This window comes from Actinosynnema sp. NPDC023658 (assembly GCF_040639995.1).
Classification (GTDB): Bacteria; Actinomycetota; Actinomycetes; order Mycobacteriales; family Pseudonocardiaceae; genus Actinosynnema.
Window position 1 is genome coordinate 1 of sequence record NZ_JBFAAX010000164.1, and the last position, 11,869, is coordinate 11,869.

Annotated in this window: 11 protein-coding genes; 10 read left to right on the top strand and 1 reads right to left on the bottom strand. The window is 70.5% G+C overall.

What is annotated here, in order from left to right:
* The first annotated feature begins 233 nt into the window (after positions 1-233).
* Genes AB0G02_RS18675 through AB0G02_RS18690 form a run of 4 tightly spaced genes read left to right on the top strand, consistent with a single transcriptional unit; the run spans position 234 to position 4,842 of the window.
* Positions 234-1,592 (top strand): sugar ABC transporter substrate-binding protein, encoded by a 1,359-nt coding sequence (locus AB0G02_RS18675; protein WP_360795695.1) that lies wholly within the window; start codon positions 234-236, stop codon positions 1,590-1,592.
* The gene (locus AB0G02_RS18680; protein WP_360795698.1) at positions 1,592-2,461 is read left to right on the top strand and encodes a sugar ABC transporter permease; all 870 of its coding nucleotides are present in this window, start codon (positions 1,592-1,594) and stop codon (positions 2,459-2,461) included. Before AB0G02_RS18675 ends, AB0G02_RS18680 begins: the two co-directional genes overlap by 1 nt.
* The gene (locus AB0G02_RS18685) at positions 2,458-3,297 is read left to right on the top strand and encodes a carbohydrate ABC transporter permease (protein ID WP_360795701.1); all 840 of its coding nucleotides are present in this window, start codon (positions 2,458-2,460) and stop codon (positions 3,295-3,297) included. The genes AB0G02_RS18680 and AB0G02_RS18685 overlap by 4 nt, the downstream gene beginning before the upstream one ends.
* Positions 3,298-3,321: 24 nt before the next feature.
* On the top strand, positions 3,322-4,842 hold the full coding sequence (locus AB0G02_RS18690) for an alpha-amylase family glycosyl hydrolase (protein ID WP_360795704.1): 1,521 nt from the start codon (positions 3,322-3,324) through the stop codon (positions 4,840-4,842).
* On the opposite strand, the gene AB0G02_RS18695 is transcribed toward AB0G02_RS18690, so the two are convergent.
* Positions 4,826-5,299 carry a MarR family winged helix-turn-helix transcriptional regulator gene (locus tag AB0G02_RS18695; protein ID WP_360795707.1) on the bottom strand — a complete coding sequence of 158 codons (474 nt, stop codon included), beginning with the start codon at positions 5,297-5,299 and terminating at the stop codon, positions 4,826-4,828. The two genes, AB0G02_RS18690 and AB0G02_RS18695, sit on opposite strands and share 17 nt — an antisense overlap.
* A gap of 139 nt (positions 5,300-5,438) precedes the next feature.
* Here AB0G02_RS18695 and AB0G02_RS18700 point away from each other — a divergent pair, with 139 nt between their 5' ends.
* The 6 genes from AB0G02_RS18700 (at position 5,439) to AB0G02_RS18725 (ending at position 11,808) form a co-directional block, all read left to right on the top strand.
* Positions 5,439-6,506 carry an alkene reductase gene (locus tag AB0G02_RS18700; RefSeq protein ID WP_360795710.1) on the top strand — a complete coding sequence of 356 codons (1,068 nt, stop codon included), beginning with the start codon at positions 5,439-5,441 and terminating at the stop codon, positions 6,504-6,506.
* 338 nt (positions 6,507-6,844) lie between these two features.
* Complete coding sequence (locus tag AB0G02_RS18705; protein WP_360795712.1) at positions 6,845-7,651, top strand: DeoR/GlpR family DNA-binding transcription regulator; 807 nt, start codon at positions 6,845-6,847, stop codon at positions 7,649-7,651.
* A gap of 66 nt (positions 7,652-7,717) precedes the next feature.
* On the top strand, positions 7,718-9,061 hold the full coding sequence (locus AB0G02_RS18710; protein WP_360795715.1) for a sugar ABC transporter substrate-binding protein: 1,344 nt from the start codon (positions 7,718-7,720) through the stop codon (positions 9,059-9,061).
* A gap of 31 nt (positions 9,062-9,092) precedes the next feature.
* A complete protein-coding gene (locus AB0G02_RS18715) occupies positions 9,093-10,025 on the top strand; it encodes a sugar ABC transporter permease (RefSeq protein WP_360795718.1) in 933 nt (310 codons plus the stop codon).
* Positions 10,022-10,822: a carbohydrate ABC transporter permease gene (locus AB0G02_RS18720; protein WP_360795721.1), complete on the top strand. Its 801-nt coding sequence runs from the start codon at positions 10,022-10,024 to the stop codon at positions 10,820-10,822. Before AB0G02_RS18715 ends, AB0G02_RS18720 begins: the two co-directional genes overlap by 4 nt.
* Positions 10,819-11,808, top strand: coding sequence for a zinc-dependent alcohol dehydrogenase family protein (locus tag AB0G02_RS18725; protein ID WP_360795724.1), 990 nt, complete (start codon positions 10,819-10,821; stop codon positions 11,806-11,808). The genes AB0G02_RS18720 and AB0G02_RS18725 overlap by 4 nt, the downstream gene beginning before the upstream one ends.
* Positions 11,809-11,869: the final 61 nt, after the last annotated feature.

Below are 11,869 nucleotides of genomic sequence, written 5' to 3' on the forward strand. Positions count from 1 at the left end.
GTTCAACTCGGGGTACTTGGACGTAGGACACGCGCGTTCTGGAGGTAGGACACGCGCGCTGGGGGTCTTGCCGTCTGCCCCCTCGGGGCGGGCGGCATTTTGGTGTGCGCGGGCGGCGGGGGCTGCTTACGAAGTGATGTCGGGAAGTTGCGAGTTTTCGTAGACATCTTGCGGGAGCGTGTCGGGCGGACTTACCGTGTCCGCCACACCACAGCCCAGAAGGGTCCGCCCCCATGAACGCATTCAGCCTCCGCAGAGCGGCGGGGTTGCTGCTGGCAGGCAGCCTGAGCCTCACCGCCGTCGCGTGCTCGCAAGCCGACGATGCGGGCACCGCCGCCGGCGGCAAGGTCACGATCTCCGTCAACGGCCAGCCGCCGCAGACCCAGGCGTTCGACCGCAAGATCTTCGACGAGGACGTGGCCGAGTTCGAGGCCGCCAACCCCGACATCGACATCGAGCCGCACGAGGGGTTCATGGACCCCAAGACGTTCTCCGCGAAGCTCGCGGGCGGCCAGCTCGAAGACGTCTTCTACGCCTACTTCACCGACCCGGCGAACCTCATCGCCCGCAAGCAGGCCGCGGACATCACCGCGTACGTCAAGGACGTGCCGCACTACGACGCCATCCGCCCGGAGCTGCGCGACGTCTTCGCCAAGGACGGCAAGGTCTACGGCGTCCCCACCGCCAACTACTCGATGGGCCTGCTCTACAACCGCACGCTGTTCACCCAGGCCGGCCTGAACCCCGACCAGCCGCCGAAGACCTGGGACGAGGTCCGCGAGGCCGCCAAGAAGATCACCGCGCTGGGTGACGGCAAGGTCGGCTTCGCCGAGTACAGCAAGAACAACCAGGGCGGCTGGCACTTCACCGCGTGGATGTACTCCGTGGGCGGCCGGATCGCCCGCCAGGACGGCGACAAGTGGGTCGCGGACTTCAACAACGACAAGGGCCGCGAAGCCCTCCAGCACCTCAAGGACATGCGCTGGACCGACAACACGATGGGCGAGAAGCAGCTGCTCGTCATCGAGGACGTCCAGCAGATGATGGGCGCGGGCCAGCTCGGCATGTACCTGGCCGCGCCGGACAACGTGCCGACGCTGGTCAACCAGTTCAAGGGCGACTACGCGAACTACGGCCTGGCCGGCATCCCCGACGGCGAGGGCACGCTCATCGGCGGCGAGGGCTACATGCTCAACCCGAAGGCGACGCCGGAGAAGATCAAGGCCGGCCTCAAGTGGGTGCAGTGGAAGTTCCTCAACCCGGACCGGTTCGAGAAGAACCTCCAGCGCTACAAGGACCAGGGTCAGCCGATCGGCCTGCCGGTGCCGCCGGTCGCGGACGTGTGGACCGGTGAGGCCGCCGCCAAGCAGGCCGAGCTGAAGGAGAAGCTGGCGACCGTGCCGGTGGCCAACTTCAAGTCCTACGTGGACGCCGCACCCAAGGGCCAGATCGAGCCGCCGAACGCCCAGCAGGTGTACGCGATCCTCGACAACGTCATGCAGGCCGTGCTCACCGACCGCGACGCGGACGTCAGCCGACTGCTGGCGGACGCGGAAGCCAAGGTGAACCCCGTCCTGGCCCAGGTCAAGTGATGCGCCGCCGCGTCGCGGAGAACCTGACCGCGTACGGGTTCCTGTCCGCCGCGCTGATCTGCTTCGCGGTGTTCTCCTGGTACCCCATCGCGCGCGGGGCCGTGCTGGGCTTCCAGCAGGTCGACTTCGTCACCGACCCCGCGTGGGTCGGCTGGGAGAACTTCGAACGCCTCTTCGCCGACCCCCTGTTCGCCACGGCGTGGCGCAACACCCTGCTGTTCACCGCGTTGGCGCTGGTGTTCGGCTTCGTGGTGCCGTTCCTGCTCGCGGTCGTGCTCAACGAGCTGCGGCACTTCAAGGCCTACTTCCGGCTGATCGTGTACTTGCCGGTGATGCTGCCGCCGGTGGTGGCCGCGTTGATCTGGAAGTGGATGTACGACCCCGGTCCGGGCCTGCTCAACACCGCGTTGCGCGGGCTCGGGCTGGAGGGGCCGGCGTGGCTGGACAGCGCCGACACCTCGATGCTGTCGCTGGTGATCGTGTCGACCTGGGCCAACCTGGGCACCGCCACGCTGATCTACCTGGCCGCGTTGCAGAGCATCCCCGGCGAGCTGTACGAGGCGGCCGAGCTGGACGGCGCGGGCGTGCTGCGCAGGTTGTGGCACGTCACCGTCCCGCAGACCCGGTTCGTGCTGCTGGTGCTGCTGCTGTTGCAGGTCGTGGCGACCATGCAGGTGTTCACCGAGCCGTACGTGATGACGGGCGGCGGTCCGGAGGACTCGACCGTCACCGTGCTGCTCCTGCTGTACCGGTACGCCTTCTACTACAACGACTTCGGCACGGCGAGTGCCCTGAGCCTGTTGCTGCTGCTGGTGCTCGGCGCGTTCACCGCGCTGTACCTGCGGGTGACGCGGAAGGCGGACGCGTGAGGACGTTGATCGCGCCGGGGCGTGCGCGCGCCGGCTACACCATCGCGCTCGTGGTCACCACCATCGTGCTCACCGCGGTCTTCGTGGTGCCGCTGGTGTGGGTGGTGATCTCGGCCATGAAACCGGCCGTGGAGCTGGCCCGCGTGCCGCCCACGGTCCTGCCGGAGACGTGGACGCCCGGCACGTACGCCGAGGCGTGGGACCTGATGGACCTCGGCCGGTACTTCCTCAACACGATCGTCGTCGCGGTGGGCGTGTGGGCGGTGCAGCTCGCCGTGGACGTGCCCGCCGCGTACGCGTTGTCACGGCTGAAGCCCGTGCTGGGCAAGGGGATCCTCGGCATGATGCTGCTGACCCTGATGATGCCCGCCGCGGTGCTGCTGGTGCCGACCTACCTGACGATCTCCGACCTCGGGTTGCTCAACAACCCGGCGGCGCTGTGGCTGCTGGGCGCGGCCAACGCGTTCACCGTGTTCCTGCTCAAGCGGTTCTTCGACCAGCTCCCGGCGGAGGTGCTGGAGGCGGCGCGGATCGACGGCGCCGGCCAGTTCACGATGCTGTGGCGGATCGTGCTGCCGCTGTCCAGGCCGATCCTGGCGGTCGTGTCCATCTTCGCGGTCGTCGCCGCGTGGAAGGACTTCATCTGGCCGCTGCTGGTGTTCTCCGACCCGGCGCGGCAGACGCTCAGCGTCGCGTTGCAGCGCTTCGCCCCCGACACACCGGTCAACCTCATGCTGGCCGGACTCGTGCTGTCCAGCGTGCCCGTGATCGGCCTGTTCCTGGTGTTCCAGCGGCACGTCCTGGCGGGGCTCACCGCCGGCAGCGTGAAGGGCTGACGCCATTACCAAGGGAGGATCCACATGAACTGGTGGCGCGGTGCGGCCATCTACCAGGTGTACCCGCGCAGCTTCGCCGACGGCAACGGCGACGGGATCGGTGACCTGGCGGGTCTGCGCCAGAAGTTGCCCTACCTCGCCGAGTTGGGTGTGGACGCGATCTGGCTCAGCCCCTGGTACCCGTCGCCGCTGGCCGACGGCGGCTACGACGTCGCCGACTACCGCGACATCGAGCCGGTGTTCGGCACGCTCGTGGAGGCGGAGAAGCTGATCGGTGAGGCGCACGCGGTCGGCCTGCGGGTGATCATCGACATCGTGCCCAACCACTGCTCGGACCAGCACCCCTGGTTCCAGGAGGCGCTGGCGGGCACGGGTCGGGACCGGTTCTGGTTCCACGAGGGCGACGCGCCGCCGAACGACTGGCAGTCGCGGTTCGGCGGCCCGGCGTGGAGCCAGGCCCCGGACGGCTCGTGGTACCTGCACCTGTACAGCCCGGAGCAGCCGGACCTGAACTGGACCAACCCCGAGGTGCGGGCGGAGTTCGAGTCGATCCTGCGGTTCTGGCTGGACCGGGGCGTGGACGGCTTCCGCATCGACGTCGCGGACGGCCTGGTCAAGGACTTCTCCAGGCCCGACGCCGACCTGCCGTACTCCGACCAGGACGGCGTCCACGACATCTACCGGTCGTGGCGGAAGGTGCTGGACGAGTACCCGGACGACCGGGTGTTCGTCGGGGAGATGTGGTTGCCCGACCCGGAGCGGTTCGCCCGCTACCTGCGTGCCGACGAGCTGCACTCGGCGTTCAACTTCGACTTCCTGTGCTGCCCGTGGGAGCCCGCTGAGCTGCGCCGGGTCATCGACGCCACGCTCGCCGCGCACGCGCCGGTCGGTGCGCCGCCGACCTGGGTGCTGTCCAACCACGACGTGACGCGGCACGTGTCGCGGATGGGTCGGGAGGACTCGTCGTTCGACTTCGGCCGGCGGCAGCACCTCACGCCGACGGACCTGGAGCTCGGCGCGAAGCGGGCGCGTGCGGCGATCATGCTGACCACCGCGCTGCCCGGCTGCGTCTACGTCTACCAGGGCGAGGAGCTGGGGCTGGAAGAGGTCGACGACCTGCCCGACGAGCTGCGCGAGGACCCGGTGTGGGTGCGGTCAGGCCACACCGACCGGGGGCGCGACGGGTGCCGCGTGCCGATCCCGTGGGGTGAGGACGGGCCGTCGTGGCTGCCGCGCCCGGAGCACTGGGCGTCGCTGTCGGTGGCCGCCCAGACCGGCGACCCCGGCTCGATGCTCGCGCACTACCGCACCGTGCTGGCGCTGCGGCGGTCGCAGGACGGCCTCGGTGACGGCCCGATGGAGTGGCTGGACCTGGGGCCGGGCGTGGTCGCGTTCAGCCGCGGCGACGAGTTCGCCTGCGTGCTCAACCTGTCCGCCGAACCGGTGGCGCTGCCCGCGCACGACGCCGTGCTGCTGACCAGCGGGCCGCTCGTGGACGGCGCCGTGCCGCCGGACACCGCCGCCTGGATCAGGCCGGCCCGGTAGCGGTCGCGGGCCGCCGCGTCCGCGCCACCAGGTTGCACTCCAGCAGGCCGAGCACCCTCAGGGTCTCGGCCTGCTGGTCGTCGTCCAGGTCTCCGGTCGTGGCGGACTCCAGCTCCTGCCACATCCGCTCGACCTGGTGCCGCAGCGCCTGGCTCGCGGCCGTCGGCTCGACCAGCACGGCCCGGCCGTCGGTCGGGTCGGGGGTGCGGCGCACGAAGCCCGCGCGTTCCAGCCGCTGCACGGTCCTGGTCATGGTGGGGGAGTCCGTGCCGAGCACGCCGCACAGGTCGGCTTGCCGCTGCGGACCGCAGTCCCACAGGTGCATCATCACCATCTCCTGCCCTGGGTGCAGGCCTGCCTGCCTGAGCAACTGTCCGGCCAGGAGCCGGTGCAGCCGGGCCACGCGGAAGATCGCGTGGCTGATCCGGCCGTGCTCAGCGACCTCGGGGATAGGCACTGACGTGGGATTTTGTCCGGTCGTGGCCATGCTTCGATTCTAGCGCTGCGCCCGAGTGACGGCTATCACAGGGTCCGGGGGAATGTTCTCAGTTCGGAATACTGTTCGAACAGGAAAAGTAGGCAATCTGGAGGAAGCCATGAGCACCGCGTTCGAGCCGCTGGACCTCGCCGGCACCAAGCTGCCCAACCGGATCGTGATGTCACCGATGACGCGCAGCCGTGCCTACGACACCGTGCCGACGCCGGCCATGGCCGAGTACTACGCCCAGCGGGCGAGCGCCGGGCTGATCATCAGCGAGGGCATCCAGCCCGTGCCCGTCGGCCAGGGCTACACGCACACGCCCGGCCTGCACGACGACGCGCACGTCGAGGGCTGGCGCGTCGTGACGGACGCCGTGCACGCGGCCGGCGGGCGGATCTTCGCCCAGGTCATGCACGCCGGTCGGATCGGCCACCCCAGCCTGCTGCCCGGCGACCTGCACCCGGTGGCCCCGTCGCCCGTGCGGCCGTCCGGCGCGGTGTTCACCGGCACCGAGATGCTGGAGATGGTCACGCCGGTCGAGCTGACCCCGGCGCAGATCGAGGAGACCGTCGAGGGCTTCGCCGCCGCCGCGCGCAACGCGATCGACGCCGGGTTCGACGGCATCGAGCTGCACGGGGCCAACGGCTACCTGCTGCACCAGTTCCTGGCCGACAACACCAACCTGCGCGACGACGAGTGGGGCGGCTCGGTGGAGAACCGCATCCGGTTCGTCGTCGAGGTCGTGCGGGCGACGTCCGAGGCGATCGGCGCGCACCGCGTGGGCCTGCGGATCTCCCCCGGGAACAGCTACAACGACATCGCTGAGCAGACCCACCACGAGCTGTACCCGGCGCTGGTCGACGCGATCAACCCGTTCGGCCTGGCCTACCTGCACATCGCGGAGCAGGACGAGCGCGCGCTGACGTTGCGGCTGCGCGAGCAGTTCTCCGGCACCCTGATCCTGAACCCGTACACGCCGGGCGGCGTGACCGACGCGGACAGCCTGGCCCTGCTGGACGACGGCACCGCGGACGCGCTCAGCTTCGGCGTGCTGTTCCTGGCGAACCCGGACCTGCCCGCCCGCCTGGCCAACGGCGGCCCGTTCAACGCCCCGGACACGTCGACGTTCTTCGGCGGCGCGGAGAAGGGCTACACCGACTACCCGACCCTCACCACCGCCTGACCTGAACGCTCAACTCGCCCAACCCGAACGTAGGACACGCGCGACGTGAACGTAGGACTCTCGCGAGAGTCCTACGTTCGGAGCGCGAGAGTCCTACGTCCAGGACAGGTGAGTTGAACGCTCACGACGTCGGCAGCGCACGAAGCAGGCCCCCGGGTTGCGACCCGGGGGCCTGTTCCACGTCGTCCGCTGGGTGGGAACGGGCAGGCGTGGCGGGCCATTCGGGCACGAACCGGCGCAGGGCTGTGCGTTCGGTCAGGCCAAGCGGGCGGAACTCGGGCATCGTTCACCCGGTTGTGGCGGTGGCCACACGATTTGCGCGGTGTTACACCTTATGCATGCCCGAACGGGCAGCGGCGGTCCGAGCGGGCAGGGGAGGCGGCATGCGGGCGGACGAGCGCAAGCGCCGCATCCTGGCCAGGGCGCGGGCGGACGGCCGGGTCGACGTGGCCGAGATCGCGGCCGAGCTGGAGGTCGCGCAGGAGACCGTGCGCCGCGACCTGCGCCTGCTGGACGAGCACGCCCTGGTCCGCCGCACGCACGGCGGCGCGTTACCGGTGGAGAGCGCCGGGTACGAGACCGGCCTGAAGTTCCGGTCCGCGTCGATGGTCCCGGAGAAGCGGCGGATCGCCCGCGCCGCCGCGGACCGCATCGGTGACGCGGAGACGGTGTTCATCGACGAGGGCTACACGCCCCAGCTCGTCGCGGAGTCCCTGCCGACCGGCAGGCCGCTGACCGTGATCACCGCGTCCCTGCCGACGGCCGCCGTGCTGTCCGAAGTCCCCTCCGCGACCGTGCTGCTGCTCGGCGGCCGGGTCCGCGGTCGCACGCTCGCGACGGTGGACCACTGGGCCACCCGCATGCTCTCGGAGATGGTGATCGACCTCGCCTACATCGGGGCGAACGGCATCTCCCGCGAGCACGGCCTGACCACGCCCGACCCGGCGGTGGGCGCGGTCAAGGCGCAGGCACTGGCCTCGGCCCGCAGGCGGATCTTCGTCGGCGTCCACACGAAGTTCGGCGTGGCGAGCTTCCACCGGTTCGGCGGCATCGCGGACCTGGAGGCGGTCGTCACCGACTCCGTGCTGCCCGCCGGCGAAGCGCACCGCTACGCCCTGCTCGGACCGAAGGTCGTCCGGGCCTGACCCACCCCTCACCACGGCCCCGGAGCACCAGGGGCCTGGTTCCGCACGCCCGAAGGAAGGCAGACGATGAAGTCATTGCGGTATGGCGGCCTGCTGGCCGCGGTGCTCCTGGCGACGACCGCGTGCGCCGGCGCGGGCGGCGGGGGCGGCGGCACCGGGAACTCGATCAACGTCCTGATGGTGAACAACCCGCAGATGCAGGACCTGCAGAAGCTCACCGCGGACAACTTCACCAAGGACACCGGCATCACGGTCAACTTCACCGTGCTGCCGGAGAACGACGTCCGCGACAAGATCAGCCAGGACTTCTCCAGCCAGGCCGGCCAGTACGACGTCGCCACGATCAGCAACTACGAGACGCCGATCTACGCCAGGAACGGCTGGCTCACGCCGCTGGACGACCACGTCGCCGAGGACACCGGCTTCGACCAGGACGACGTGCTGGAGCCGATCCGCCAGTCGCTGACCGCCGACGACGGCAAGGTCTACGCCCAGCCGTTCTACGGCGAGTCCTCGTTCCTCATGTACCGCAAGGACGTGCTGGACGCCAAGGGCCTGACCATGCCGGAGAAGCCGACCTGGCAGCAGGTGGCCGACATCGCCGCCCAGGTCGACGGCGCGCAGCCCGGCATGAGGGGCATCTGCCTGCGCGGCCAGCCCGGCTGGGGTCAGCTGATGGCGCCGCTGACCACGGTCGTCAACACCTTCGGCGGCACGTGGTTCACCAAGGACTGGCAGGCGCAGCTCGACGCGCCGGAGTTCGCGCAGGCCACCCGGTTCTACGTGGACCTGGTCCGCGCGCACGGCGAGGCGGGCGCACCGCAGGCCGGGTTCGCGGAGTGCCTGAACAACATGACCCAGGGCAAGGTCGCCATGTGGTACGACGCCACGGTCGCCGCCGGTCTGCTGGAGGCCGACGACTCGCCGGTCAAGGGCAAGCTCGGCTTCGCCCAGGCCCCCGTGGTCCGGACCGAGAGCTCGGCGTGGCTGTACACGTGGGCGTTCGGCATCCAGAAGGCGAGCAAGAAGGCCGACAACGCGTGGAAGTTCGTCTCCTGGGCGTCCGGCAAGGGCTACGAGGAGCTGGTCGGCAGGACGCTGGGCTGGTCCAGGCTGCCGGACGGCAAGCGCTCGTCGACCTACCAGCGGCCCGAGTACCTGGCCGCGGGCGGGTCGTTCGCCAAGCAGGCCGAGGCGGCCATCGCGGGCGCCCGGCCCACCGACCCCGGCGTGCAGGAACGCCCCGCGAGCGGCATCCAGTTCGTCGGCATCCCGGAGTTCACCGACCTGGGCACGCAGGTGTCGCAGAAGGTGAGCGCCGCCATCGCCGGTTCCACCACGGTGGACGCCGCGCTGGCGGAGGGCCAGGCGCTGGCCGAGACCGTGGCCGAGAAGTACCGGGGCAAGTGATGGCGAACCCGACCCCCATCGGGAGGAAGCCGTGACGACGGCGGCGGCCCTCCGGCCGACACCCCTGTCGTCGGCCGTGCGCTGGGCACGGCGGGCGCCGCTCCTGCCCGCCCTGGTCTTCACGGTCGTGGTCACCCAGCTGCCGTTCGCGGCCACGCTGGTGATCTCGCTGATGCGGTGGAACTCGCTGGACCCGGCCCACCGCGGGTTCGCGGGCCTCGACAACTACACCGCCGTGTTCACCGACCCGGACCTGCGCTCGGCCATCGGCACCACGGTCGTCCTGACGGCGTCCGTGGTGCTGGTCAGCCTGGTCCTGGGGCTGGTGCTGGCCCTGCTGCTGGACCGCCGCTTCGTCGGGCGGGGCGTGGTGCGGACGATGCTCATCGCGCCGTTCCTGGTGGTCCCGGTCGCCGCCGCGCTGCTGTGGAAGCACGCCCTCTACAACCCCGGGTACGGCCTGCTCAACGGCCTGCTGACCTGGCTGTTCGGCGCCGACGCGCCGCAGCCGGAGTGGATCAGCGGGATGCCGCTGTTCGCGGTCGAGGCGTCGCTGGTGTGGCAGTGGACGCCGTTCATGATGCTGATCCTGCTGGCGGGCCTGCAGAGCCGCCCGCAGGACGCGGTCGAGGCCGCGCGGATCGACGGGGCGACCCCGTGGCAGGTGTTCCGCCACCTCACGCTGCCGCACCTGCGGCAGTACCTGGAGCTGGGCGCGCTGCTCGGGTCGATCTACATCGTGCAGAACTTCGACGCTGTCTTCACCATCACCTCGGGTGGCCTGGGCACGGCGAACCTGCCGTACACGATCTACCAGACGTTCTACCAGGCGCACGACTACGGCCAGGCGTCCGCCGCCGGTGTGGTCGTGGTGGTCGGGTCGATCGTCATCGCCACGTTCGCGCTGCGCGTGGTGTCGTCGTTGCTGCGCGAGGACGGCGACCGGGCGGGGGTGCGGGCATGAGGCGGGTCCTCGGCCTGGCCGCGTGGTGCGCCGGCATGCTGTTCTTCGCGCCGGTGGCGTGGATGGCGCTCACCTCGCTGCACAGCGAGCCGGACGCGGCGACCAACCCGCCGTCGTTGGCCGCGCCGATCACGTTCGGCAGCTACGCGGGGTTCTTCGACTCCGACCCGTGGCCGCCGCTGATCAACTCGCTCAGCGCGTCGGTCGGCTCGACGGTGCTCGTGCTGCTGCTGGCGACCCCGGCGGCGTACGCGCTCTCGATCAAGAAGGTCGAGAAGTGGTCGGACGTGCTGTTCTTCTTCCTGTCCACCAAGATGCTGCCGGTCGTCGCCGGTCTGCTGCCGATCTACCTGGTCGCGCAGCACACCGGGATGCTGGACAACATCTCGTTCCTGGTCGTGCTGTACACGTCGATGAACTTGCCCATCGCGGTGTGGCTGATGCGGTCGTTCCTGGCCGAGGTGCCGGGCGAGATCCTGGAGGCCGCCGCGCTGGACGGCGCGGGCCTGGTCACGACGTTGCGCCGGGTCGTCGCGCCGGTCGCCCTGCCCGGCATCGCCGCGACGTCGCTGATCTGCTTCATCTTCAGCTGGAACGAGCTGCTGTTCGCCCGCGTGCTGACCGGTGTGGTCGCGGGCACCGCGCCGGTCTACCTCACCGGGTTCGTCACCAGCCAGGGGTTGTTCCTGGCCAAGGTGTGCGCCGCCGCCGTGGTGGTGTCGCTGCCGGTGCTCGTCGCCGGGTTCGCCGCCCAGGACAAGCTGGTCCAGGGCCTGTCTCTGGGAGCCGTGAAGTGAGAGCAGCCGTGATCACCGGGGTCGGCGCGGTGGAGGTGGCCGAGGTGCCGGACCCGACGCCCGGCCCGCGCGAGGTCGTCGTGGACGTCGCCGCGTGCGGGCTGTGCGGCACCGACCTGCACATCCTCCAGGGCGAGTTCGCGCCCACGCTGCCGGTGGTGCCCGGCCACGAGTTCGCGGGCGTCGTCGTCGAGGTCGGGTCGGACGTCACCGAGGTCGCGGTGGGGGACCGGGTCGCGGTCGACCCCTCGCTGTACTGCCACGAGTGCCGCATGTGCCGGGCCGGTCGGGGCAACCTGTGCGAGCGGTGGGCCGCGATCGGCGTCACGACCGGTGGTGGCGCGGCCGAGTACGCGCTGGCCCCGGTGGCGAACTGCGTGAAGCTGCCCGACCACGTGCGGACCGAGGACGCCGCGCTGATCGAGCCCCTGTCGTGCGCGGTGCGCGGGTACGACGTGCTGCGCGCGCGGCTGGGCGGCCGGGTGCTGATCTACGGGTCGGGCACGATGGGGCTGATGATGTTGCAGCTCGGCAAGCTGACCGGCGCGTCGTCCATCGAGGTGGTCGACCTGAACACCGAGCGCCTGGCCACCGCCGAGCGGCTGGGCGTCACGGCCACCGCCACGTCACCCGACGAGCTGGACCGGCCGGGCGGGTGGGACGTCGTCATCGACGCCACCGGCAACGAGAAGGCCATCCAGGACGGGCTGGGCCGGGTCGCCAAGGGCGGCACGTTCCTCCAGTTCGGCGTCTCCGACTACGCGGCGCGGGTGACCATCGACCCGTACCGCATCTACAACCAGGAGATCACCATCACCGGGTCGATGGCGGTGCTGCACTCGTTCGAACGGGCGGCCGACCTGTTCGCCACCGGCGTGCTCGACCCGGAGGTGTTCATCAGCGACCGCCTGCCGCTGGCCGACTACGCCGCGGCCCTGGCGCGGTTCCGGGCGGGGCGGGGGCGCAAGATCCAAGTCCTGCCCTGACCGGTCCTGTCCCTGGTCCCGGACGCGACGAGGCCCCGCTCACCCTGCGGCAGAGGGTGGG

Excerpts from the sequence above, each read along its gene's own strand:
- AB0G02_RS18675 (WP_360795695.1), top strand. The coding sequence starts at position 234 with ATGAACGCATTCAGCCTCCGCAGAGCGGCGGGGTTGCTGCTGGCAGGC.
- AB0G02_RS18680 (WP_360795698.1), top strand. The coding sequence starts at position 1,592 with ATGCGCCGCCGCGTCGCGGAGAACCTGACCGCGTACGGGTTCCTGTCC.
- AB0G02_RS18690 (WP_360795704.1), top strand. The coding sequence starts at position 3,322 with ATGAACTGGTGGCGCGGTGCGGCCATCTACCAGGTGTACCCGCGCAGC.
- AB0G02_RS18700 (WP_360795710.1), top strand. The coding sequence starts at position 5,439 with ATGAGCACCGCGTTCGAGCCGCTGGACCTCGCCGGCACCAAGCTGCCC.
- AB0G02_RS18705 (WP_360795712.1), top strand. The coding sequence starts at position 6,845 with ATGCCCGAACGGGCAGCGGCGGTCCGAGCGGGCAGGGGAGGCGGCATG.
- AB0G02_RS18710 (WP_360795715.1), top strand. The coding sequence starts at position 7,718 with ATGAAGTCATTGCGGTATGGCGGCCTGCTGGCCGCGGTGCTCCTGGCG.
- AB0G02_RS18720 (WP_360795721.1), top strand. The coding sequence starts at position 10,022 with ATGAGGCGGGTCCTCGGCCTGGCCGCGTGGTGCGCCGGCATGCTGTTC.